Origin of the sequence: Pseudarthrobacter sp. S9, assembly GCF_050156545.1 — a bacterium.
Classification (GTDB): Bacteria; Actinomycetota; Actinomycetes; order Actinomycetales; family Micrococcaceae; genus Arthrobacter.
The window spans coordinates 542,608-565,325 of record NZ_CP189576.1 but is presented as its reverse complement, the minus strand read 5'-3'; the positions used below and the strand labels follow the sequence as shown (position 1 = coordinate 565,325).

24 protein-coding genes and 1 pseudogene are annotated in these 22,718 nt (G+C 68.2%); 16 read left to right on the top strand and 9 right to left on the bottom strand.

Annotated elements, in window-relative coordinates:
* The first annotated feature begins 34 nt into the window (after positions 1-34).
* Positions 35-1,447: a pyridoxal phosphate-dependent decarboxylase family protein gene (locus tag ACQCSY_RS02680; RefSeq protein WP_427132962.1), complete on the top strand. Its 1,413-nt coding sequence runs from the start codon at positions 35-37 to the stop codon at positions 1,445-1,447.
* Here the strand turns inward: ACQCSY_RS02680 and ACQCSY_RS02675 are convergent.
* The 3 genes from ACQCSY_RS02675 to ACQCSY_RS02665 form a co-directional block, all read right to left on the bottom strand.
* Positions 1,444-2,493, bottom strand: a complete 1,050-nt coding sequence (locus ACQCSY_RS02675; RefSeq protein ID WP_427132961.1) for an aminoglycoside phosphotransferase family protein — start codon at positions 2,491-2,493, stop codon at positions 1,444-1,446. The two genes, ACQCSY_RS02680 and ACQCSY_RS02675, sit on opposite strands and share 4 nt — an antisense overlap.
* Positions 2,494-2,605: 112 nt before the next feature.
* A complete protein-coding gene (locus ACQCSY_RS02670; protein ID WP_427132959.1) occupies positions 2,606-3,334 on the bottom strand; it encodes a VIT1/CCC1 transporter family protein in 729 nt (242 codons plus the stop codon).
* A 231-nt stretch (positions 3,335-3,565) separates the two neighbouring features.
* On the bottom strand, positions 3,566-4,723 hold the full coding sequence (locus ACQCSY_RS02665) for a DUF4439 domain-containing protein (RefSeq protein ID WP_427132957.1): 1,158 nt from the start codon (positions 4,721-4,723) through the stop codon (positions 3,566-3,568).
* 87 nt (positions 4,724-4,810) lie between these two features.
* On the opposite strand from ACQCSY_RS02665, the gene rimP reads away from it, so the two are divergent.
* The 5 genes from rimP (at position 4,811) to rbfA (ending at position 10,815) form a co-directional block, all read left to right on the top strand.
* On the top strand, positions 4,811-5,428 hold the full coding sequence (gene rimP / locus ACQCSY_RS02660) for a ribosome maturation factor RimP (protein ID WP_427132955.1): 618 nt from the start codon (positions 4,811-4,813) through the stop codon (positions 5,426-5,428).
* The gene (nusA, locus tag ACQCSY_RS02655; protein WP_427132954.1) at positions 5,428-6,408 is read left to right on the top strand and encodes a transcription termination factor NusA; all 981 of its coding nucleotides are present in this window, start codon (positions 5,428-5,430) and stop codon (positions 6,406-6,408) included. Before rimP ends, nusA begins: the two co-directional genes overlap by 1 nt.
* Positions 6,409-6,637: 229 nt before the next feature.
* A complete protein-coding gene (locus ACQCSY_RS02650) occupies positions 6,638-6,979 on the top strand; it encodes a YlxR family protein (protein WP_427132952.1) in 342 nt (113 codons plus the stop codon).
* Positions 6,980-7,131: 152 nt separating this feature from the next.
* Positions 7,132-10,062 (top strand): translation initiation factor IF-2, encoded by a 2,931-nt coding sequence (infB, locus tag ACQCSY_RS02645; protein ID WP_427132950.1) that lies wholly within the window; start codon positions 7,132-7,134, stop codon positions 10,060-10,062.
* A 243-nt stretch (positions 10,063-10,305) separates the two neighbouring features.
* On the top strand, positions 10,306-10,815 hold the full coding sequence (gene rbfA / locus ACQCSY_RS02640; protein WP_427132948.1) for a 30S ribosome-binding factor RbfA: 510 nt from the start codon (positions 10,306-10,308) through the stop codon (positions 10,813-10,815).
* Positions 10,816-10,914: 99 nt separating this feature from the next.
* Here rbfA and ACQCSY_RS02635 read toward each other — a convergent pair.
* Positions 10,915-12,042: pseudogene (locus ACQCSY_RS02635) on the bottom strand (ScyD/ScyE family protein).
* Between the two features lie 187 nt (positions 12,043-12,229).
* Between ACQCSY_RS02635 and ACQCSY_RS02630 the strand changes: the two are divergent.
* Together ACQCSY_RS02630 and trxA are read left to right on the top strand one after the other, a co-directional pair.
* The gene (locus ACQCSY_RS02630; protein WP_427132946.1) at positions 12,230-12,715 is read left to right on the top strand and encodes a nucleoside deaminase; all 486 of its coding nucleotides are present in this window, start codon (positions 12,230-12,232) and stop codon (positions 12,713-12,715) included.
* Positions 12,716-12,828: 113 nt separating this feature from the next.
* The gene (trxA, locus tag ACQCSY_RS02625; protein WP_427132944.1) at positions 12,829-13,266 is read left to right on the top strand and encodes a thioredoxin; all 438 of its coding nucleotides are present in this window, start codon (positions 12,829-12,831) and stop codon (positions 13,264-13,266) included.
* A gap of 54 nt (positions 13,267-13,320) precedes the next feature.
* Here trxA and ACQCSY_RS02620 read toward each other — a convergent pair whose 3' ends face one another.
* Both ACQCSY_RS02620 and ACQCSY_RS02615 read right to left on the bottom strand, forming a co-directional pair.
* Positions 13,321-13,527: a hypothetical protein gene (locus tag ACQCSY_RS02620; RefSeq protein WP_427132942.1), complete on the bottom strand. Its 207-nt coding sequence runs from the start codon at positions 13,525-13,527 to the stop codon at positions 13,321-13,323.
* A 101-nt stretch (positions 13,528-13,628) separates the two neighbouring features.
* Positions 13,629-14,801: a pyridoxal phosphate-dependent aminotransferase gene (locus ACQCSY_RS02615; protein ID WP_427132941.1), complete on the bottom strand. Its 1,173-nt coding sequence runs from the start codon at positions 14,799-14,801 to the stop codon at positions 13,629-13,631.
* Between the two features lie 91 nt (positions 14,802-14,892).
* On the opposite strand from ACQCSY_RS02615, the gene truB reads away from it, so the two are divergent.
* The 3 genes from truB to ACQCSY_RS02600 are packed head-to-tail and all read left to right on the top strand — an operon-like array spanning position 14,893 to position 16,680.
* Complete coding sequence (gene truB / locus ACQCSY_RS02610) at positions 14,893-15,831, top strand: tRNA pseudouridine(55) synthase TruB (protein WP_427132940.1); 939 nt, start codon at positions 14,893-14,895, stop codon at positions 15,829-15,831.
* Positions 15,831-16,184, top strand: a complete 354-nt coding sequence (locus tag ACQCSY_RS02605) for a hypothetical protein (protein ID WP_427132938.1) — start codon at positions 15,831-15,833, stop codon at positions 16,182-16,184. The genes truB and ACQCSY_RS02605 overlap by 1 nt, the downstream gene beginning before the upstream one ends.
* Before the next feature lies 1 nt (position 16,185).
* Positions 16,186-16,680, top strand: a complete 495-nt coding sequence (locus ACQCSY_RS02600; RefSeq protein WP_427132936.1) for a hypothetical protein — start codon at positions 16,186-16,188, stop codon at positions 16,678-16,680.
* 54 nt (positions 16,681-16,734) lie between these two features.
* Here ACQCSY_RS02600 and ACQCSY_RS02595 read toward each other — a convergent pair whose 3' ends face one another.
* Positions 16,735-17,298: an NUDIX domain-containing protein gene (locus ACQCSY_RS02595; protein WP_427132935.1), complete on the bottom strand. Its 564-nt coding sequence runs from the start codon at positions 17,296-17,298 to the stop codon at positions 16,735-16,737.
* 144 nt (positions 17,299-17,442) lie between these two features.
* On the opposite strand from ACQCSY_RS02595, the gene ACQCSY_RS02590 reads away from it, so the two are divergent.
* On the top strand, positions 17,443-19,122 hold the full coding sequence (locus tag ACQCSY_RS02590; protein WP_427132933.1) for a DUF222 domain-containing protein: 1,680 nt from the start codon (positions 17,443-17,445) through the stop codon (positions 19,120-19,122).
* A gap of 21 nt (positions 19,123-19,143) precedes the next feature.
* Here ACQCSY_RS02590 and ACQCSY_RS02585 read toward each other — a convergent pair whose 3' ends face one another.
* Positions 19,144-19,599 (bottom strand): hypothetical protein, encoded by a 456-nt coding sequence (locus ACQCSY_RS02585; RefSeq protein ID WP_427132931.1) that lies wholly within the window; start codon positions 19,597-19,599, stop codon positions 19,144-19,146.
* 75 nt (positions 19,600-19,674) lie between these two features.
* On the opposite strand from ACQCSY_RS02585, the gene ACQCSY_RS02580 reads away from it, so the two are divergent.
* The 4 genes from ACQCSY_RS02580 (at position 19,675) to ACQCSY_RS02565 (ending at position 21,829) form a co-directional block, all read left to right on the top strand.
* Positions 19,675-20,241, top strand: coding sequence for an adenylate kinase (locus ACQCSY_RS02580; protein ID WP_427132930.1), 567 nt, complete (start codon positions 19,675-19,677; stop codon positions 20,239-20,241).
* 204 nt (positions 20,242-20,445) lie between these two features.
* Positions 20,446-20,868 (top strand): SRPBCC family protein, encoded by a 423-nt coding sequence (locus tag ACQCSY_RS02575; RefSeq protein WP_427132928.1) that lies wholly within the window; start codon positions 20,446-20,448, stop codon positions 20,866-20,868.
* Positions 20,865-21,371: an EVE domain-containing protein gene (locus ACQCSY_RS02570; protein ID WP_427132926.1), complete on the top strand. Its 507-nt coding sequence runs from the start codon at positions 20,865-20,867 to the stop codon at positions 21,369-21,371. Before ACQCSY_RS02575 ends, ACQCSY_RS02570 begins: the two co-directional genes overlap by 4 nt.
* Positions 21,368-21,829: a MarR family winged helix-turn-helix transcriptional regulator gene (locus ACQCSY_RS02565; protein WP_427132924.1), complete on the top strand. Its 462-nt coding sequence runs from the start codon at positions 21,368-21,370 to the stop codon at positions 21,827-21,829. Before ACQCSY_RS02570 ends, ACQCSY_RS02565 begins: the two co-directional genes overlap by 4 nt.
* 183 nt (positions 21,830-22,012) lie before the next feature.
* Here the strand turns inward: ACQCSY_RS02565 and ACQCSY_RS02560 are convergent, their stop codons facing one another.
* Positions 22,013-22,507 carry a DUF937 domain-containing protein gene (locus tag ACQCSY_RS02560; RefSeq protein ID WP_427132922.1) on the bottom strand — a complete coding sequence of 165 codons (495 nt, stop codon included), beginning with the start codon at positions 22,505-22,507 and terminating at the stop codon, positions 22,013-22,015.
* Positions 22,508-22,718 lie beyond the last annotated feature (211 nt).

Below are 22,718 nucleotides of genomic sequence, written 5' to 3'. Positions count from 1 at the left end.
CCCGGTCCGGAAGCCTCGGGCGTAGCATGCAGCTATGTCAGCAGGTGAGGAAGATTACAGGGATGCCCTGGCGGCTGCGGCCGGGCACGCGCGTCAGTGGCTGGACAGCCAGGCAACGCGCCACATAGGGCCGCGGGTCACTGCGGGCAAGCTGGTGGCCGACTTCGGCGGTCCGCTGCCCAAGGAAGGAATGCCGGCCGCGGAGGTGGTGGACTATCTCGCGGCCAAGGCCGAGCCGGGCCTGATGGCCATGCCCTCCGGACGGTTCTTCGGCTGGGTCATCGGGGGCACCCTGCCGGCCGCCCTGGCGGCAGACTGGCTGGTCAGCGCCTGGGACCAGAACGCCGGGCTGCGCTTCGCCACACCGGCGACGGCGGCCATCGAGGACGCGGCGGGCGCCTGGCTCCTGGAGCTGCTGGGACTTCCGGAAGAGTCCGACGTCGGCTTTGCCACCGGAGCCACCATGGCGAACTTCACCGGCATGGCCGCCGCGCGGTGGCGCCTGATGGCGGACGCTGGCTGGGACCTCGACGGCGACGGCCTGTCCGGCGCGCCCCGGATCCACTGCTTCGTGGGGCAGGAACGGCACGACACGATCGACCTCGGCCTGCGGTATCTCGGGCTTGGCCGGCCCACCGTGGTCCCGGCCGACAGGCAGGGGCGCATCATCCCGGCGGAGCTGGACTGTGCCCTCGACCTGGCGCTCAGCTCAGCGAATGGACTCCGCCCGGCCCCGGTGCTGGTCTGCCTGCAAGCCGGGAACCTGCATTCCGGCGCCTTCGACCCCTTCACGGAGGCGATCGCCGTCGCGAAGGCGCACGGTGCCTGGGTGCACGTGGACGGGGCGTTCGGGCTCTGGGCCGCTGCCGTGCCGGAACTCTCCGCCCTGACAGCCGGCCTCCGGCAGGCTGACTCGTGGGGCACGGACGCGCACAAGACCCTCAACGTCCCCTATGACTGTGGCATCGCAGTGGTCAGGGACGCCCAGGCGCTGCGTTCGGCCATGGGCGTGCACACCAGCTACCTGATCCAGGCCGCGGACGGCGCGGGGGACCCCTTCGAGAAGGTTCCGGAGCTTTCCCGCCGGGCGCGCGGCGTGCCGGTGTGGGCGGCACTGAAATCACTCGGCAGGGACGGCGTCACCGGCCAGATCCGCGAACTGGTGCAGCGCGCCTCGCAGCTGGCGGAGCAGCTGTCGGCGCTGGACGGCGTCGAGGTGCTGAACGACGTCGACTACACCCAGGTGTCGCTGGCCTTCGGGGACGACGCCGTGACGCGCGCGGTGACCGAAAAGATCATCGGCGACGGCAGGGTCTGGATGTCCGGCTCGCGCTGGCAGGACCGGGACATCCTGCGGATCTCGGTCAGCAACTGGAGCACCGACGACGCCGATGTGAGGGTCGCCGTCGACACCGTACGGGACGCGCTGGCTGCAGTGCGCGGTTAGCCGGCCGCGTCGCCAGGCGCCGGCAGTTCGCGCGGTGCGGGAAGGTCCGGCAGCGTGCGGCCCGCCAGCGTGCTCGCCACCCACAGCGAACGGGCCAGGTCCCCTTCGTGGCCGGGCCGCGCGGCGTACCAGAGGGCGTTGTCCACTTCGCGGGCCAGGCTCCACTGCCGGGCAGTTTCGGCGTCGAGCCCGGCTGCGGCGCTGAAGTCCCGGCAGCGCTCGAGCAGCGCTTGTCGGGGATCCGCCCGCGACAGCTCCCGGATCCGGTTCCACAGCAGCGGGGCCACCGCAAACTCTGCCTCGCCGATCATGGGCTGCGGATCGATTGCGGCGTACTGCTCCGGGTCCGGTGCTCCAGGCCGGGCCAGGATGTTCAGGTAGTGCAGGTCCGTGTGGACCAGTACGTCTTTCCCCGACCGCCGGCCGACGGCGCCGCGGGTCTGGCAGATTTCGAGCGCCGCTTCCAGGAGCCAGCGCGGGAAGGGGCGCGCCAATTGCTCCCATGCCGCCGGCAGCTCATCGCTCCAGTGTTCGGCCCGGGCCGCGACATGGTCGAACTCCCGCCACTCCGGCCGACCGTCCGGGACCAGGCTGAGCCGCCGCACGAGGCCGCCCCACACCGGCACGGCCGCCTCGACGGGCATGTCCTGCAGGGAGCGGAAAGCGTCAAGCCGCTCCAGCAGCAGGGCGCAGGAAGCGGCGTCGGCGGCCAGGAGCCGGACGGCGCCGTGGCCGCCCCACAGGGTGAGTGCGTGCCGTTCCCGGACCGCTTCGTCGTGCGGATAGGCCAGCTTCAAGACGGCAGCATCCTGGGTTGTCCGGCGGCTTGTCCCGACGCCGTCGTGCCGGCGGCGCACCGGAACGACAATGCCGCCGTGGCCGTTCCAGGGCAGGGACCCTGGCTCCAGGTCCAGCTCAAGCTGCCACTGGGTCAGGAATTGGCCGATCAGGCCGGGAAGCGACGCCAGCCAGCCACGTCCGTCAGCGCTGCGGCCGTAGCGGCGGGTGAGATCGGGCGGAATGGGGACGTCTGCGGTCGGGCTCATCGGATCCAGCGTAGTTGCTGATGCCGCAGCGATGCAGCCCGGCGGTGCGGGCAGCCTGGCGGTGAGCCAGCGGCGCAGTGAGTCAGCGGGCTGTGCGGACGGGCTCGTGGCCTCAGACGACGCCGGTGGCACCGAGCAGGTTGCCGATGAGGAAGGTGGCCGCCAGCGCGAGCGCGCCGCCCGCCACGACGCGGACCGCCGCCTTCATCTTCGAACCGCCGCCGATCCAGGCACCGAGTGCCCCGGTGGCTGCCAAAGCCACCAGCACGGCCGCGAAGGTCAGCGGGACACGGACGTTTTCCGGCGGCAGCAGGATGGCCAGCATCGGAAGTACGGCGCCGATAAGGAAGGAGACGGCGGAGGCGAATGCCGCGTGCCACGGGCTGACGATGTCCGCCTGGTCAATGTTGAGTTCCGCCGAGAGATGGGCCGCGAGGGCGTCATGCTCGGTGAGTTCCAGGGCGACTTGGTGTGCCGTCTCTGCGCTCAGCCCCTTGCCCTGGTAGATCGCGGCCAGCTCGGCCAGCTCCTCTTCGGGCTCCTCCAAGAGTTCACGGCGTTCCTTCTCGATCAGGGACTTCTGGCTGTCGCTTTGGCTGCTGACGGAAACGTATTCGCCCAGCGCCATGGAGATGGCGCCGCCCACCACGCCTGCGGCACCGGCGATCAGAATGGGGCCCGAATCCGAGGTGGCGCCCGCGACGCCGACCACTATCGCCGCCACGGAGACGATTCCGTCATTGGCTCCGAGCACGCCTGCCCGGAGCCAGTTGAGGCGCTGGGCGATGTCGTTCCGGTGGGGCTCGTTGTCATGGAGAGTTGCGGCGCCGGTGGTTTCCATGGTTCCAGCAAAGCACCAGCGCCGCCGGCTGGCCAGTATTGCAAGGCTAAGCAAGGTCAGCCAAGGCTTCGTCCATTCCCGCCGCTCCGACCGGGGGCACTTCGACACGGACACGCCGTCGTCCGGCAGATGATCGCTGGTTCCGGGCCGCAAAGCAGCCCCGGATCGCGCCGGACAAGCCCGCCGGGGATTGGTCAGCAGCAGGGGAGGCAACGGCCGCGGGGGAGCCGGCTAGGAGCCCGTGGGGCTGGGCGAGGGCGAGCCGGTGGCGGGCAGCGCGGGGAACGACGCCGGGTCCGCCGCCAGTCCGGGAATGGCGCCGGGATCCGCGCCCCAGAACACGGCCCGCCGGGCGGCGCCCAGCAGGGCGTAGATGGCCCACTGGCGGGTCTCGCCCTCGCTCAGGGCCACGAGGTCGCCGTAGACCGGCAGCGTGGCGGTCTCAAGGTCCGCCAGGCCGGAGGCGGGCGCTGCCAGGAAGGACTTTCCCAGCGTGTAGCCCGCGTCCCGCGGGGGAACGGGGGAGCAGTGCGTTCGGCTCAGGGCTTCCGCACCATTGAGGAGTCCTTCGTGGCGGGCAAGCTGCTCGGACGCGGCCTTTGCCGCGTCGCCGCCCAGGCGGGGCAGGGCCACCTGATAGGCGTAGACGGACTCCGCTTCCGTCCGCACGGTGGCCGCCAGCGCCGCTTCCAGGGAGGCTGCACCGGACGGAGAGTCGCCTCCCGGCGAGGGGGAGGGCGACGCCGCGGCGGACCCGGACGGGCACGCTCCGGACAGTTGCGGGGAGGCGACGTCGGCCGCTGGGGGTGCCGCAGTTCCTGTGGCCGCGGCCAGGGCTGATGCCTGAAGAAGCTGTGCGGTTCCGACGGCTGTCAGCAGCCGGGCCATGCCGCCGTCGGCCACTGCCGCCGCCGCCAGGCGCTGCCCGCCGCTTTCCGCCAGGGCGGCAACGAGCCCGGCGGCCGAGGAGGGCAGGGGTGCGGGGGTAGGCAGGGCAGTCGAGGAGAGCAGCGGCGTTGCCGCCCGGGCGGACGCCTCAGGGGTGTCGTCACCCGGTGCCAGGAGCGCCCGTGCCTGGGTTGTCAGCAAGGTCACAGTCTGCCCAGCGGCCGCCTGCCCGGGGTCCGGCGCAGTGCCCGGCGCTGCCCGGCCGAGTTGTTCGCCCGCAGCCCTCAGCCGCAGGGTTTCCGTCAGCGCGGCGGCCCGGGCCTGCTCGGAAAATGGCGGTTCCGCGGGGTCCGGCGGACGTACCGCCGTCACAGCCACTCCCAGGCTGACCACCACCAGGGCGAGGCAGGCCAGGAGAGCCCAGCGCGGAAGGGACCGGGGAAAGAGGTCCTGCAATCGCTTTTCCCTGGTGTCGTCTTTCACAACAGACCATGTTGTCATGCCGGCCAGGAACTGCGTGCACCACGGCGCCCGGAAAATCGCTAGGCTAGTACACACAACATCATCTAGCGGGAGGCGGCCGGCATCATGACCAACGCAGAAGCCACGACTTCAACAGACCGGACCGGGACGGGTAAGGCTGAAGCCGCACCCGTTCACAACTTGGAGGCCGAGCGTCTGTACGCCCTCCTGGAGCCCGCAGTCCAGGCGAACCGGCTGTACCTGGAGGACGTTTCGATCCACATCGCCGGCGCCAACCGCGTCGTCCACGTAGTGGTGGACCTGCCGCAGGAGGAGAGCGGAGGCGTCGGCCTGGACGTCATCGCCGAGATCTCCAAGACCCTCTCCGACATCCTGGACAACGATCCCAGCACTGACTCCCGTCCGTATGAGCTGGAGGTGTCCTCCCCCGGCGTCGGACGGCCGCTCACCGAAGAGCGGCACTGGCACCGCGCCCGCGGACGGATGGTCAACGTCAACGTCCTGCAGGGCGAGAACGTCACCGGCAGGATCCAGTCCGTGCATGAGGACGGCGTCACCCTGGTCCCGGAAATTGCCGTCAAAAAGGGAATGAAACCCAAGCAGGGCGAATCCATCAAGCTTCCTTTCGACAGGATCCGCAGCGGAAAAGTCGAGATAGAGTTCAGCCACCTCGAAGAGGTCGGTCTGGAGAACGAACACAATGGACCTTCTGAGGAGGCCTAATGGATATTGACATGAGCGCACTGAGACTCCTGGAGCGTGAGCGTGAAATCCCGCTGGATCTCCTGATTCCCACGATCGAGCAGGCCCTGCTGGTGGCCTACCACAAGACGCCGGGTGCCTTCGAGAAGGCCCGCGCCGAACTGGACCGCAAGAGCGGCCACGTGACCATCTGGGCCACCGAGATCGACGACGACGGCGCCCCGATCGGCGAATTCGAGGACACCCCTTCGGGGTTCGGACGCATCGCGGCCAGCACCGCACGGCAGATCATCCTGCAGCGGTTGCGGGACGCCGAGGACGACAACGTGCTCGGACAGTTCAAGGGCCGCGAAGGCGAACTGGTGGCCGGAACCATCCAGCAGGGCAACAACCCGCACATGATCCAGGTCAACCTGGGCACGGTGGAGGCATTGCTGCCGCCGCCCGAGCAGGTTCCGGGGGAGAAGTACACCCACGGCAACCGGCTCCGCGCCTTCGTGATCGACGTCCACCGCGGCACCAAGGGACCCTCCATTACGCTGTCCCGCTCGCACCCCGGGCTCGTCCGGAAGCTCTTCGAACTGGAAGTCCCGGAGATCGCCGACCGTTCCGTGGAGATCGTGGCCCTGGCCCGGGAAGCCGGACACCGCACCAAGATCGCGGTCAAGGCGAACACCTCCGGCGTTAATGCCAAGGGCGCCTGCATCGGTGAAATGGGTTCGCGCGTCCGCGCCGTCATGACCGAGCTGAACGACGAGAAGATCGACATCGTCGACTACAGCGAGGATCCGGCGACGTTCATCGCCAGTGCCCTCTCGCCGTCGCGCGTGAATTCGGTCACCATTACCGACGAAGCGACCCGCTCCGCCCGGGTGGTCGTTCCCGATTACCAGCTCTCCCTTGCCATCGGCAAGGAAGGCCAGAACGCACGGCTGGCCGCCAAGCTCACGGGCTGGCGGATCGACATCGTCTCCGACGCCGCGACCGGCGTCAGCAAATAGCAGTCAAATAGCAGCAGTTCCGGCCCGCTCCTCCGGGTCCGAGTCCCTCAAGTTCTGGACCCGGGCGGCCGAGGGGCTAGAATAGACATGACCGCGCCTAACGGCCGGTATCCGCGTGTCCTTGGCGCGTCCGGAAAATTGTTGGGCGAAGGTGTTGTATGTTGACGCTTCGCCGGCAACGGCCGGAAGCCCGGGGCACAGATATGTACTGGCAGGAAGATACTCGTAAGTGGCACACGTGCAACCCCTCGGGAATCAGCCGCAGCGCACCTGTATCGGATGCCGACAAAAGGGCTCGCGGTCTGAGCTACTCCGGCTCGTCGCCGACGGCAGCGGTTCATCCGCCGTCGTAGTGGATGAACGACGCCGGATGGCTGGCCGGGGAGCATGGCTGCACCCCAGCGAGAAGTGCCTGGCACTGGCGGTCAAACGTCGAGCGTTCGGTCGCGCCCTCAACGGCGCTGCCGGAACAGTCGATGTTGAACGCCGGATAACGGCTGGCACGAAAGCCGTGGACACCCCGGTGGCCGCAGCAACAACCGTCCAACCTGAAAGCGGGTCAGAAAACTGATGGAAACCCGATGAGTTCCCAGCGATGAGTGCGCAACGATGACAACTTTGTTGCGCTCTGCAATGGGCCTTTCAGCTGCACTCGCGGCGGAGGCCCGCAGTAAGAAGTAGACGGTTCGTGCCTGGCTCGGTGCGGACCGAGACAGGAGAAATGTGGCCAAGGTCCGCGTACATGAGCTCGCTAAAGAGCTCGGTATTACTTCCAAAGATGCAGTAACCAAACTGCAGGAACTGGGCGAATTCGTTCGCTCCGCCTCTTCCACCATTGAGGCCCCCGTTGTGAGGAAACTCCGCAACGCCTTCCCCGGCGCAGCAGCAGCTCCGAAGTCCGAAGCGCCGGCGTCCGCCCCTCAGGCGTCCGCCAGCCCCTCAGCCACCCGTCCGGCGCCTGCGCCGGGCCCGGCTGCGCCCGCAGCGCCGGCGGCTGGAGTAGCCAAGGCTGAAGCCCCGGCTCCGGCCGCGACCGTTGCAGCCCCCGCTGCTCCGGCTGCTCCCGCTGCCCAGGCCCCGGCTGCTCCCGCTGCCCAGGCCCCGGCTGCTCCCGCTGCCCAGGCTCCGGCCGCCCCCTCGACGGGCATCAAGCCCGGCGCACGGCCGGCCCCGAAGGCGGAAGCCCCGGCTGCTCAGGCACGCCAGGGCGGCTCGGCACCGCGTCCGGGCGGTCCCCGTCCCGGCAACAACCCCTTCGCCACGTCCCAGGGCATGCCCCGGGGCCGCGGCGGCGACAACGATCGTCCCTCGCGTCCGGGCAACAACCCGTTCGCGCCGTCCCAGGGCATGCCCCGTCCGGGCGGAAGCCGTACCGAGGGCGAACGCCCCGGCGGCCCGCGTCCCGCAGCTGGCGCAGGAGGTCCCCGTCCGGGTGCCCCCCGCACCGGCGGCGCAGCGGGTGCACGTCCGGGCGCTCCGCGTCCGGCCGGCGCTCCCGGCGCACGTCCCGGAGCCGGCGGAAACCGTCCGACTCCCGGCATGATGCCTAACCGCACCGAACGTCCCGCACCGGCTGGCGCAGGTCGTCCCGGTGGTGGCGGCCGCGGTGCAGGCGGTCCCGGCCGTCCCGGTGGCGCTCCAGGTGCCGGTGCTCCCGGTGCCGGTGGCGGCGCTCCGGCCGGCGGTGGCTTCGGCAAGGGTGGCCGTGGTCGCGGTGGCACCCAGGGTGCCTTCGGTAAGGGCGGCGCAGGCCGTGGCAAGCAGCGCAAGTCGAAGCGTGCCAAGCGTCAGGAACTCGAGCAGATGAGTGCTCCGTCGCTGGGCGGCGTAAGCGTGCCCCGCGGCGACGGCAACACCGTTGTCCGGCTTCGCCGTGGCTCGTCCATCACGGACTTTGCCGACAAGATTGAGGCGAACCCCGCCGCACTGGTGACCGTCCTCTTCCACCTCGGCGAAATGGCCACGGCCACGCAGTCGCTGGATGAAGAGACCTTCGCACTGCTCGGCGAGGAGCTCGGCTACAAGCTGCAGGTCGTGTCGCCGGAGGACGAGGAGCGCGAGCTGCTCTCCGGCTTCGACATCGACTTCGATGCCGAGCTGGAAGCCGAAGGCGATGAAGACCTCGAGGCACGTCCTCCGGTCGTCACGGTCATGGGTCACGTTGACCACGGTAAGACCCGCCTGCTGGATGCCATCCGCAAGTCCGACGTCATGGCGGGCGAGCACGGCGGCATCACGCAGCACATCGGTGCCTACCAGGTCAGCCACGAGCACGAAGGCATCGATCGCAAGATCACCTTCATCGATACTCCGGGCCACGAGGCGTTCACCGCCATGCGTGCCCGTGGTGCGAAGGTCACCGACATCGCCATCCTGGTGGTCGCAGCGGACGACGGCGTCATGCCCCAGACCGTTGAGGCCCTCAACCACGCCCAGGCGGCCAACGTGCCGATCGTCGTGGCCGTGAACAAGATCGACAAGGAAGGCGCCAACCCGGACAAGGTCCGCGGCCAGCTGACCGAGTACGGCCTTGTTCCGGAAGAGTACGGTGGCGACACCATGTTCGTGGAGGTCTCTGCCCGCCAGAACCTCAACATCGACGAGCTGCTCGAGGCCGTCCTGCTCACCGCGGACGCCGCCCTGGACATGCGCGCCAACCCGAACAAGGATGCCCGCGGTATCGCGATTGAAGCCAACCTGGACAAGGGCCGCGGTTCCGTGGCCACCGTCCTGGTTCAGTCCGGCACACTGCACGTCGGCGACACCATCGTGGCAGGCACGGCCCACGGCCGTGTCCGTGCGATGTTCGACGACGACGGCAGCGTCCTGACCGAGGCCGGCCCGTCCCGCCCCGTGCAGGTCCTGGGTCTGTCCAACGTCCCGCGCGCCGGTGACACCTTCTTCGTGACCGCTGACGAGCGCACTGGCCGCCAGATCGCCGAGAAGCGTGAAACCGCAGACCGCAACGCCGCCCTGGCCAAGCGCCGCAAGCGCATCAGCCTGGAAGACTTCGACCAGGCCGTCGCCGAAGGCAAGATCGACACCCTCAACCTCATCCTCAAGGGTGACGTGTCCGGTGCCGTGGAAGCCCTCGAGGACGCGCTGCTCAAGATCGACGTCGGCGAAGGCGTCCAGCTCCGCATCATCCACCGCGGTGTCGGTGCGATCACGCAGAACGACGTCAACCTGGCAACGGTCGACAGCGCCGTCATCATCGGCTTCAACGTCAAGCCCGCCGAGCGTGTTGCCGAACTGGCAGACCGCGAAGGCGTGGACATGCGCTTCTACTCCGTCATCTACGCAGCAATTGATGACATTGAGATGGCCCTCAAGGGCATGCTCAAGCCGGAGTACGAAGAGGTCCAGCTTGGCACCGCCGAGGTGCGCGAAGTGTTCCGTTCCTCCAAGTTCGGCAACATTGCAGGCTCGATCGTGCGCTCGGGTGTTATCCGACGCAACGCCAAGGCCCGCATCAGCCGCGACGGCAAGATCATCGGCGAGAACCTCACCGTTGAGACGCTCAAGCGCTTCAAGGACGACGCTACCGAGGTCCGCACGGACTTCGAGTGTGGTATCGGTCTTGGCTCGTTCAACGACATCAACGAGGGTGACATCATCGAGACCTTCGAGATGCGCGAAAAGCCGCGCGTCTAAGAAGTCAGTGAAGTAAAGGTGCGGGGCCGTTGGATTATTTCCGGCGGCCCCGCCCCTTCGCCGGACGGTTTTCGATCTGCGATCGCAAACCGTCCGGCTCCGACAGGCCCGATGCCACTCCCAGGCCGCCGGAAAAAAACCAACGGGAGTCCGTCGTAGACTCGCCTTAGGCGCGTGGCAATAACCCAACACGTGTACGCCAGCCGCCACCGCGCCGTCGTACGCAAGACTTTAGGAGTGGAAATGGCTGATCCCGCACGGGCTGCCAAGTTGGCGCAGCGGATTAAGGTTGTTGTTGCGGAGGCTTTAGGCCGGAGGGTCAAGGATCCCCGGCTTGAGGGCATTACGGTGACGGATGCCCGCGTGACCAACGATTTGCAGCATGCCACGGTCTACTACACGGTGTTCGGCGACCAACTGGTCCAGGCCGAGGCGGCCAAGGGGCTGGAGAAGGCCAAGGGCGTGCTCCGCCAGGAAGTCGGCCGCAATATCACTGTGCGGCTCACGCCCACCCTTGAGTTCGTGGCCGACCAGATCCCGGTCAATGCCTCCAACCTTGAGGAACTGCTCAGGGCAGCGAAGAAGCGCGACGCCGAAGTGGCCGCACTCGCCGCGGGCGCCAGCCACGCCGGCGACGCCGATCCTTACAAGAGCGACACTCCCCAGGACGTGGAGCTTGACGAGGACGATTTCGACGAAGAGGACCTGGACCTTCTCGACGACGACGACCTCGATGAGGACAGCAACAAGTAGGACCGCAGATCGCAGACGAATCCGCAGTGAAATGGCCGGGCCCGGCGACGGGTCCGGCCATTCCTATGTCCTGTCCTGGGTCCTTACTTAGGACCCTACTTAGGACTCAGTGTCGCGATTGTTCGATCCGTGCCTCAGGTTCAGGGTCACAACCTGGCCGTTGGGCGGCGCAGCCGGGGCGCCCTCCGGCGGCAGCGCATTGACGGTGGCGTACAGAGTGGAGCCTTGGAGGTCGACGTCGGCCGCGAACGACGCGCTGAGCACGACACTTTGCTTGCCGGAGTGCCCGTCGATCTTGAGGACGCCCTTCCCGAACAGGGACGCGACGAACACATCGCCGTCGTCGTCCACGGCCAGGCCGGTGGGGGACATGACCTCGTCAGCGAGCAGCTTTACCCGGCCGCTGTCCGGGTCCACCTTGAAGACGGCTCCCCGGGCGCCAAGGGCAGGGTCCTCCGGGCCGCCCGGGAGCACGGAGACGTACAGCCGGCCGTCCGGTCCGACTTCCACAGCCGTCGGCACCGGTTCAAACGCGTAGCTCCGGCCCACGACTCAATCCGGCAGGTGGCTGGCGGCCGCTGCTGCGGCCGTGATCTTGAACGGCCGGGGCGGCAGCACGGCGACAGTGCTCGTCTTCCCGCTCCGTATGTCCACCGACACCACACTGTTGGCGCCCGCGTCGGCAACGTAGGCCGTGTGGCCGGAGACGGTGATTCCATAGGGATGGGAGTCCACTTCGCCGGTGTAGGCGGCCGGGATCTCAGGCGACAGCTGCGCCGCGCATGGTGCCGGCAGATCGCGGAAACCATAGTGGGCGTCCCTGTCGGAGTTGTGGTCCTTTTCCAGTGCCGCGAAGTCGCCGAATGCGCGCTGGTGGCCGTCCTCGTCAATGCTCCGGACGTGGCCGGCGAGGGGACGCGAGTCCTCGGGCCCGGCGCCCTGGCTCTCCAGGAAGTACGTCGTCGACCCCTGCTGGGCGTTACCGGCGACGTCCCAGTCAGGGTTCGAGTAGATGACCGTCTTCGCGCCGTGAGCGTCGATCCGTGTCAGCCGGCCCGCGAACTCTTCGCTTACGGTCACGGAGCCGTGGCGGCCGGCGCTGACATGAAGCGGGCCGACCAGGCCGTCCGCGAGGGTGCCCGGCGGTGGCTGGTCCGAGGCGGCGACAGCCGCGGTGCCGGTCGAGAAGAACACCGCGGCGGTGGCGGCCGCGGCCAGCAATGACATGTGTTTTCTCATGGCGTGCTCCTGTGGCGGTGCTAAAGAATCCACAGCCTTGAGACCGATGAGACCGGGTGAATATGCGGGGACTGCAGCCGGAATCCAGGCTGCCTCCACGGGCGGATTATATTCCTTTGCGGCAGTGAAGTCGATGCCTCGCGTCGCCGGCACGGATCATCGCTATGATCGGACCATGGTCACACCGCCAACCCCTGACGTCATCGGGGAATTCCTGAACCAGGCCATCCTGCTAGCCGTCCGGAACGTCTCCGACGGCGGCGGTCCCTTCGGGGCGCTCATCGTCACCGCGGACGGACGGACCCACGACGGCGTCAATCGGGTGACCCAGGACAACGACCCCACAGCCCACGCCGAAGTCGTGGCGATCCGTAGGGCGGCCGCCGCGTCCGCCAACTTCGACCTCAGCGGGTCTGTGCTGTACTCCAGCTGCGAGCCGTGTCCGCTCTGCCTGGCCGCGGCCCTCTGGGCCCGCGTGGACCGGGTCTACTTCGCAGCGGACCGGCACGGAGCGGCCGCCGCCGGCTTCGACGACGCCCTCTTCTACGAGTATTTCGACGGGACCCGCCCGGAGCTGATGCCGGTGGGCCAAACAGAGGTCCAGGCGTCGGATCTGCCCTTCCACGCATGGCGCGACAACCCGGACCGCACGCAATACTGAACCGGCAACGGACCCCTCGCGCGTCCGCGGGACTTTTGACTCTATGCCCGAACCCGGTCGTTGGCGTCCCATGGAACCATGACTGCTGGCAAGCGGGAAGGCACCGGCGGGCCGTGGACTCCGGCCTGATTAAGTGCCCCCAGTGCGGGAAGACGAACCGGATTCCGGCGGCTGCCGCCGGCCACCCGCGCTGCGGCAACTGCCGCAAGGATTTGCCGTGGATCGTGGAGGCAGGCGATGCAGACTTCCCTGTTGTGGCGGAGCAGTCCGCGGTTCCGGCGCTGATCGACTTCTGGGCGGCCTGGTGCGGACCGTGCCGCATGGTCAGCCCTGTGCTGGACAGGCTGGCACAGGAACGGGCCGGCAAGGTCAAGCTCGTCAAGGTCGACGTCGACAAGTCGCCGGGCTTGTCGCGGCGCTTCGATGTGCAGGCCATTCCAACCCTGCTCGTCATCAAGAACGGGACGGTGGTGGCCCGTCAGGCCGGAGCGCCGCCGGCGGCGGCCCTCCGCAGCTGGCTCGACGGCGCGCTGGCCCCCGACCTCGGGTGACCGCTCCGTTGTCGGGCCGGCGGCCGGCATTGACGAGGCAATGATGTGAGCCCGTCAGCGCCGGGACCGGCCCGCGCGGGCGCCCAGTCCACCCAGTACGGGCGATCCCATGCCCAGCAGGAAGCCGAAGTCGTACCAGTTTCCGGAGCGGGCCGAGTTGTAGAAGGTGAATTCGCTCCAGGCCCCGAAGACGTGGGCGATCAGCACGATCCAGGCCGTGAGTCCGTTCCAGAAACCCCACAGCAAGTCTTGCCACCACACGATGTACCCCCTTGGCCGAAAACGCAAGCACGTCCGGCGGAAAGCGCCGTGTGGTCAGGGTACGGGCCCGTGGCGTTCCGGCGGTAGGGGCTATGGACCCGTCAGGCCCGGACCGTCACTCCCGCCGCTCGGGGGAGCCGGCCGAGGCCCTCCACGAGGTCTGCCTGGCTGCCGCAGAGCGCAATCCGGATCCAGCCTTCGCCTATGGAGCCGAACGCGGTGCCCGGGGCGAAGGACACCCCGGAGTCGGCCAGGAAGCGCCGGACCCAGGCCCGGACATCCCCGCCGCTCGCGTGGGAAACATCCGCCCACAGATAGAACGCGCCCTGGGCCGTGAGATAGGGGATTCCGCGTGACCGCAGCACCGCGGAGGCCGCATCCCGGTTGGCCCGGTAATGGGCGTGGGCATGGCTGACGTAGTCCTGCGGACCTGTCAGCGCCGCCAGCGCCGCATACTGCGACGGCGCGGCAACACAGGAGACGATCGACTCCATGACGTTGTTCATCTTCTGCTCCAGCCCCGGCGGGCAGATCAACGCGCCGATCCGGAGCCCGGTCAGCCCGTAGGTCTTGGACAGCGTCAGCGAGGTGAAAACGCGCGCCTCGCCCGGGACATCGCTGTCGAAGCGGGCCGGGCTGATATGGGGGACGTCGTAGGTGAACGCCTCGTAGCATTCGTCGGAGATGATCCACAAATCGTGCCGCCGGGCCAGCTCAACCAGGCTGCGGGTGAGGTCCTCGCCCAGGACGGCGCCCAGCGGGTTGGACGGCGAATTGAGGATCAGGACCTTGGTCCGCGGCGTGACGAGCGCCTCGATGTCCTCGATCCGCGGCTGGAAGTCATGCTCCGGGTAGAGCGGGTACCGCACGGGAACGGCGTGCAGCAGGCTGCTGGTCATCGCGAAGGTGGGGTAGCCCGGGTTGGGAATGAGGATCTCGTCACCGGGGGAGAGCAGCAGGCTCATCGCGAAGTGCAGGCCCTGCTGGGCGCCGTCGACCACGTAGACCCGGTCCGCCCCGACCGGCGTCGCGTTGTGTTCGCGGAACCGGGCGGCGAAGGCCTCGCGCAGGACGGGGATGCCGGCGTTGGGCGTGTAGTTGGTCTCGTCGCGGTCCAGGCAGGCCATCCCGGCGTCGAGGACGTGGCGGGGGACGGCGAAGCCGGGCTCCCCGATGCTCAGCACGATCGCGCCGGGCGTAGCCCAGGCGGCTTCGGTGATCTCTCGGATCTGGTTGATCGGGACGTCGCGGACATGTGCGGCTAGCTCGGGCATGTCTGCCATCCTAACCGGCTGCAGTCTGGGGAGTGGCGGTGGGAGGGGATCCGGCGTCGGGGGCGGGTCCGGCGCAGATATACTGGGGAGCGTGCTTTCTGGACTGGTGATAGTGGACAAGCCGCAAGGCTGGACCAGCCACGATGTGGTTGGGCGGATGCGGCGGCTCGCCGGTACCCGAAAGGTTGGCCACGCCGGGACCCTGGACCCGATGGCCACGGGAGTGCTGGTGGTCGGCATCAACAAAGCCACCCGGCTGCTGACCTACATCGTGGGCACTTCCAAGACCTACACCGCCACCATCCGACTCGGCGAGTCCACGGTGACTGACGACGCCGAGGGCGAGGTCACTGCCACCCGCAGCGCCGCTTCCATCACCGAAGAAGCCGTTCGGGCCGGCGTCGCCGCCCTGACCGGGGAGATTGAACAGGTTCCCAGCAGCGTCAGCGCCATCAAGATCAACGGCGAACGCGCCTACGCCCGGGTCCGCTCCGGTGAAGAGGTCAAACTGGCCGCCCGCCCGGTCACCATCCACCGCTTCGAAGTCCACGAGGTCCGCCGCGGGCGCGACGGCGAGGCGCTGGACGTGGACGTCACGGTTGAGTGCTCCTCCGGCACCTACATCCGCGCCCTGGCCCGCGACCTCGGCGACGCCCTCGGCGTCGGAGGCCACCTGACCGCACTGCGCAGGACCCAGGTGGGCCCGTACAGCCTCGACCAGGCGCACACGCTCGAGCAGCTGGCCGAGGAGCTGGACGTCCTGGAAATGTCCCAGGCAGCCCGCGCCCTCATGCCGAACCGCGAACTCAGCGAAGAGGAAACCACCGAGATCTCCTTCGGCCGCAGGATCGCGGCCGGGGCCGCCGCCGGGACCCCGGAAGCCGCGACCGCGGACAAGCCGGCCGCCGCGTTCGCGCCCGACGGCACGCTCGTGGCGCTGCTCGCCGACGCGGGAAGCTACGCCAAGCCCGTGCTGGTCTTCGCGCCGGACAACGAAAAGCGCTCCGACGAACAGCAGGCAAACCCGTAGTGGACGCCTATTTCTACATCATCCTCGTGGTCGGGCTGCTCTCTACTATCGTCTGCGTCACCGCCGGCATCCTGAAGAAGGCCCCCAACGACGCGACGATCCTGTCGGTGGCCGCCGTCGAACTGTCCCTGCTGGTGTACCTGGTCGGTTCGATCGTCCGGGTCGTCGGCGGGGAGCGGATTGCGGGGGAGCCCTGGGAATTCTGGGGCTATCTGGTGACGGCCCTGATGCTCCCGGTCGGCGCCGTGTACTGGTCCATCCTGGAGCGCACCCGCTGGAGCAATTTTGTCCTGGCAGCCGTCGGCGTCACCGCCCTGGTGATGGCCGCCCGCATGAACCAGATCTGGTACTGACATGGAAGAGGCAGAGAACGTGACGGCAAAACCCTCGCAGCAGGACACCGGGAGCACCGCCGGGGCGGCCCCCGAAGCCGCCGGCCCGGCGTCGACCGACACCCGTAACACCGGCCCCGGCCGGCTGCTGATCGCCGTCTACGCCGTGTTCGCGATCTCGGCAACGGCCCGGGCGGGCTACCAGATTCTCACCAAATTCTCGGAAGCGCCCCTGGCGTACGTGCTGTCCGCCTTCGCCGCCGTCGTCTACGTGGTGGCCACGGTGTCGCTCGCGAAGCCCGGCCGAACGTGGTTCAAAGTCTCCGTAGCGGCAGTCCTTGTGGAGCTGATAGGCGTGCTGGTAGTCGGTGCGTTGAGCGTGTTCGACTCTGTCAACTTCCCGCACGAAACCGTCTGGTCCCTGTTCGGTCGCGGCTACGGCTTCATTCCGCTCCTGCTGCCCATTTTGGGACTCATCTGGCTGTACCGCCGGCGGCCGGCGCCGAAGAAGCGCTAAGCGCCCCGACTCCTGACGCTCCCTGCGGAGTGCGCCCCGCGAAACGGCCGGTGTTCAGCCGTCCGTTGTGTCCTCGCCCGGGAGGTCATTGCCCAGCAGCCTGTTGCGCAGCAGTCTGTTGCGAAGCGCCGGCCACGCTGCGGCGAAGCCGGGGTGCAGCTCTTTGTCGCTGACGCGGTCAATCCGGACCCATTGCAGTTCGAGGCTCTCCGGATCGCTGATTTCAGCTTCGAACGGCTCCACCACCTGGGCGACGACCGTTGTGTAAGACCAATAGCCGACGTCGAACACCGACGTGAACAGGACGCGGACGTTTTCCGGCGGCACGGCCGCTTCTTCCTGAGCCTCCCGCAGTGCCCCGAGCAGGGCCTCTTCGCCCTGGTGCAGGGCACCTCCGGGAAGCCCCCAGGTTCCACCGTGGTCGCTCCATGTGGCGCGGTGCTGGAGCAATACGCCTTTGGCAGGGTCGTGAACAAGGAGGCCAGCCGAACCGAAGCGTCCCCAGAACCTTCCGCGGTCGCCTTCGACCCAGGCATCACCCGGATCGCGCGGGCCAAAGGGCCGTCGGGGTTCTACGGGGAGAAGTGTTCTGGGCTTCGGGGTAGCGGCGCCGTCCATCCGTACAGTTTGCCACGGGCAGTCACCGTCATCGGGTGGCGACGGCGACGGCGACGGCCGTGGCTGGCGTCAGGGGCTATTGGCCCGGGCCGATGGTTGGTGCCGCCAGCTAATACCGTCGTACCCCTCTGGCAGAGTTTAGTTATGGAAGCCATGAGGGATTTCGCCGCCTTCGCTGACACGGGTCAGGACGCTTGTCGGGACACGCAGTCTGGCATGGACGGCGCCCTGGCCTTGCTCCAAACGGTGGGTTCGACAGCGGTGGAGGACGCGGAGGCCTTGGGATTCCTCGCAGCCTCTGACTTTGCCAGCCAGGTCGAGGAACTCTCCCGGACCGTAGAACATCTTCAAATCGTGGCGGCCGGCGCCGTGGACCGGAGCAGGAAACAGGCCCCGGCTTCGGTTGCGTCGGGCAGCAAGGGTTGGACCACCGGCTGGCGCGACGATTCGACCAACGGAACGGCCGGCCCCGAGGGAGCTTCCATCACCGACGGGCTTTCAGACAGCCCAAGTGGCATGGACGCCGCCAGCGCTGTGGACGACGGCTACAGGAACTCCACGGAGTTCCTGCGGGCGCGGCTGCGGATCAGCGCCACGGAGGCCCGGCGCCGGCTGTCCCTGGCCGAAAGCCTCCTGCCGCGCCACGGCATCGCCGGGAAGCTGCTGCCGGCCGCGCGCGCGGAACTCGGCGCCGCCGTCAGCTCCGGCACGGTGGCGTCCCGGGCCGCGACCATCATCGCCCTGGCGCTGGACCGCGTCCGGCACACGTGCGACGCCGACGCCGCGGCCCGGATGGAACACGCCCTGACGCGCACCGCCGCGGAGAACGATCCCGACTTCCTCGTGCGAGTCGCCCGGCGGTGGACCGACGCCTTGGACCAGGACGGCGCCGAACCCTCCGAAGAGCTGCTGCGCCAGCTGGGCGCCTTCGTCCGCCGGACCCGCCACGGCCTCCACCATCTGGAGATCTTCGCGACCACGGACCAGTTCGAACACCTCCTCACCGTCATGAACACCGCCGCCAACCCCCGCACCGGCACAGCGGCGCCGGATGTGCCCGCCGACGGGCAGGACCGGGCCGCCGGCACGTCAGCTTGCACGTCAGCTTGCACGTCAGCCGTCACGTCCGGCGATACGTCAGGTGGGATCGCTGGGGTGAGCGGCGGGGCCGAAAGCGGGCCCGGCTCCGCGGGATTGGACCTCCGTTCCCGGCCGCAGAAACTCCTCGACGGCCTCGTCGGGGCCTGCAAGGCGGCCCTCGCCGCCGGCTCGCTGCCCGCCGCCGGAGGACTGCGCCCGCAGGTCATGGTCACCATCGACTACCGGGACCTGCTCGCCCGGCTGGGACACACAGACGGAACGGCGGCAGGCGGCACTGCCGCCGCGGGCCGGACACCGGAGCACACCGGCACGCTGCTGTTCACCGGGCCCGTCACAGCCTCCACGGTCCGGAAGATCGCCTGCGACGCCGACATCATCCCGGTCCTCCTCGGCGGCGAAGGCCAGATCCTGGACATCGGCCGGACCTCCCGGATTTTCCCGCCGCATATCCGCAAGGCCATCACGGCACGGGACCAGGGCTGCGCCTTCCCCGGCTGCACGCTCCCCGCACCGTGGTGCGAAGCCCACCACATCAGCTACTGGTCCCGCGGCGGGACCACGAGCACGGATAACGGCACACTCCTGTGCAGCCACCACCATCACCTCATCCACAAGGAACAATGGAGCATCCAGATCCGGACCGGGATCCCGTGGTTCATCCCGCCGCCGCACCTGGACCCGCGCCAGGTGCCCCGAAGAAACCTTTACTTCCGCCTCGACTGACGCCGCGCCGGGCGGCTCTGCTCAGCCAGTCCTGAAGGGGAGTGGCGTGCGTTCGGGAAACGGCACGGCACCCTGGGCAGGCGTCTGCGTGAACCAGCCTCCGTCCTCTTTGCTGGCGAAGATCAGCATCCGTTGATCTCGGCTGAGCGGATCACCGTCCGGATAGGAGACCCCGCGCGAGCAGGTCGTCGGGGTCGAAGCGATGCGGAGCGGTGCCGGACCCGGTTCGCCTTTGAGGACGGACTCTACTTCCACGCGATAGACCCGTGCCGTGTAGCCGTAGATGCTGGTCTCGCCATCGGTACCGACGGGCCTGCCGATGAGGACCAGGGCGGCGTCACGGAACTGGTCCTGGGCCGTCTCAAAGCGGACCCAATCGACACAGGTTTCGGTAGTTGTGCCGGGCAGAAGGCCGCAGCCAGCCGTCAGGGTGCACGCCAGCATCCCCACCACCGCCATCCGAATTGGCCTCCGCATCTCCAGAACCTAGCGCTCGGAGCGCACACGGTCCAGACCCTGCGCGCAAACCTGTGGCATGCTGTGCTTGTATCCTTGCAATACTTCCCAGCCGCGCCTTCCCGGGTCCTCTTCTATGGCGTGACGGGCAGTGGCGAGTCATCCGCTGCCCACGCCTATGCGGCGAGATCGGGGCTGCCCGAGTTCTCGGCCGACGACGATATCGGCTGGCTTCCGGAGTGGCAGCAGCGCAGCGCCGCCGAGCAGCGGGACATCGCCGCGGGCATCGCCGCCCTGGACAGCTGGGTCCTCGACAGCGCCTATGGCACGTGGCGGGACGTCATCGTGCAGCGGGCGGAGCTGGTCGTCGCTCTGGACTATCCGCGCTGGTTCTCCTTGGCCCCCCTGGTGCGACGGTCCTTGCGGCGGATCCTGACGCGGCAGTCTGTTTGCAACGGAAACCGGGAGACTTTTACCAACCTGTTCGCCAAGGATTCGATCATCCTGTGGCACTTCCAGTCCTTCACCCGGAAACGGCGCGTCATGCGGGACATGCAGCTGGCCCCGGGTATGCCGCCCGTGATCGTCTTCCGCCGGTCACGGGACCTGGACACCTGGCTCGCGGAGCTGATCACAATCGCGGGACGGGCCGAAAGCCTCTGAACCCGCTCACCGCGTTGGCGACGGCACGGGATCCGTCATCCACGTCTACCTGCCGAAACGGTTCGCGCGCCACCTTCCGGGGATCCACCTGCCGCTGATCTTTTCGCGGCGTTCCCACACGGTCGAAACTGGCGGAGCTCCCACGCCCAAAAGTGAGAACGGCGGCTATTGCCTCCGTAGATAGTATGCGCGCATACTATTTTCATGATCGAACTCGGCCGCGGCCACGCCGTCTCAGCTGCTAGTGCGGATTCCTACTTTGCACGCTGGATAGACCACGACTCCTGGCCGTCCTGGTCGCCGGACACCGAATGGGTGAAGCTGGACGGGCCGGTCCGGACAGGGACCCGGGGAACCATGAAGCCAGCTGGAGGACCAAAGACTAGCTTCGTCATCAGTGCCTGCCGCCCCGGCCGGGAATACACCGACACGACCCTGCTTCCCGGCGCCAAGCTGGTATTCCAGCACACCGCCGAAACGACCAGCAGCGGGACGGACCTCAACGTGCTCGTGGCAATCTCGGGGCCCTTGGCCTTCATCTGGGCGAAGATCCTCGGAGCCGGCTTCCGGGACTCGGCCCAGGCCGATCTGGACCGACTCGTCGCGATCGCCGAGGGTCAGTCATGAAAGCGTGGCTGGGCGTCGTCTCCGCGGAGCACGTGCAACGGGCTGTCGAGTTGGGCATTGCCCAGATAGGCCATGGAAAACGTGGCGGCCTGGCCCGCATGCAGGAAGGTGACGCGTTGATCTACTACTCACCCAGCCGCCGCCTGGGGGAGTCCACCCCGCTGAGGCAGTTCACCGCCGTCGGTACCATCGCCGATGACGTCATCTGGCAAGTCATCCCGCCGGCCAGCAAGGGGTCCTTCACGCCCTACCGGCGGCGGGTCCGCTATGAGGGCAGCCGGCCCGTACAGCTCGACGCCGTCAAGGACAGGCTGCGGCTGACCAGCACGCCGAACTGGGGCTATCAGCTCCGCCGCGGACTTGTGGAGCTGACACTCGATGATGCGGCGATTATCCGGTCCGCAATGTGCGGGACTGGGTTGTGCATGCCGGAGCTGCACGGGACTGGGTTGTGCGGGGCTGCGCTGCGTGGTGGCGGTATTCTCGGGAAGCTGGACGCATGAGGGAACAGCTGCACAGCGAATACGCCGACGCCGACGACAGCCCGGGCCTGATGCTGTGGCGGGTCACGAACGCCTGGCAGGCCGCACAGCGGGCGGCACTGCAGCCATTCGGCCTCACCCACGTGCAATTCGTGCTCCTGGCTTCACTCACCTGGCTTCAGGCCGAACAGCCCATCACCCAACGCGCCATCGCGGACCACGCGGGCACGGATCCGATGATGACATCCCAGGTTCTTCGCGCACTGGAGCTGAAGGGGCTGATAAAGCGCAGCAGCCATCCCACCGATTCCCGTGCGAGGGCACTCTTCGTGACCGGCAGGGGGGCCGAACTCGCCAACGCCGCCGTCCTCGCCGTCGAGGAAACGGACCGCTCGTTCTTCACCCCTTTGCAGGCAGGGCAGCAGGACTTCACCGGCATGCTCCGCCGGCTTGTTGACCGTCCCCGCGGCAGCCCGTAGAGGTGGTGAATAGCGGTGGCAAGTTTCATTCGGAAACTGCCTACTTCCCGAACAGCCCGCCCAGGATATCGCCCGAGCCCGACAAGCCTGCCCTGGCCCGCGTCACCGCCACCGCCGCCGCCCGCGCCACCGCCAGCGCCACCACCCGCCGAGCCGAGAATTCCACCCAGGATGCCGCCGAGGTCAATGCCACCGGCCTGGCCGGCGCCCGCCGGAGCATCGGACTGAGCCCCCTCGCCCGAGCCCGCCTGGCCGCCGCTGCCGCCACTCCCGCCGAAGATCCTGCCCGCAAGGTAGGACGGTAATCACGATCGGCGCCAGAATCGGCAGCAGCTTGCGCACCAGCTCACCGCCTGCGCCGCCCGGCTGGGCGGTCCCGGCGAGGTGGCTTACCATCTGGTCCTGCTGTCCGCCGAAGACGTGATTCACGATCTTTTCACCGTCTGCGGTGTCCACCGGTGCGGCGTCCACGCCTCCGTCGATGAGTCCGTCCTGGTGCTGGCTGAGCGCGGACTCCAGCGCTGCGGCGTCGGGAGCCTGCACATTGTTGTGCAGGCCGGCCAGGAGCGTGGGCACGGCGGCTTCCACCGCGGCTCGGGCGGTGGCGCGGTCCGTGCCGAGCAGGCCCGCAATCTGGTCGACGGGAATCCTCCCGAGGATGTCGTGGAGCTCAGTCATGTCCTACTCCTTCGGCCGCGCATCCAGCCGCGGCCATCGCGGGAAACGGCGCCCGCACGGACGTCGCCGGTCTGCCGCCCTTGAATCGTAGTCCGGGCGAAACGGCTTGCGGAAGGCCACCCGGGGCAGCTGGGCCGGCCGTCGGGGGCCCATGGTGATTGCGGGTAATCTTAGAGAGTTCCGGAGCCGGCGCTGTCCCTCCGGAGGAGTT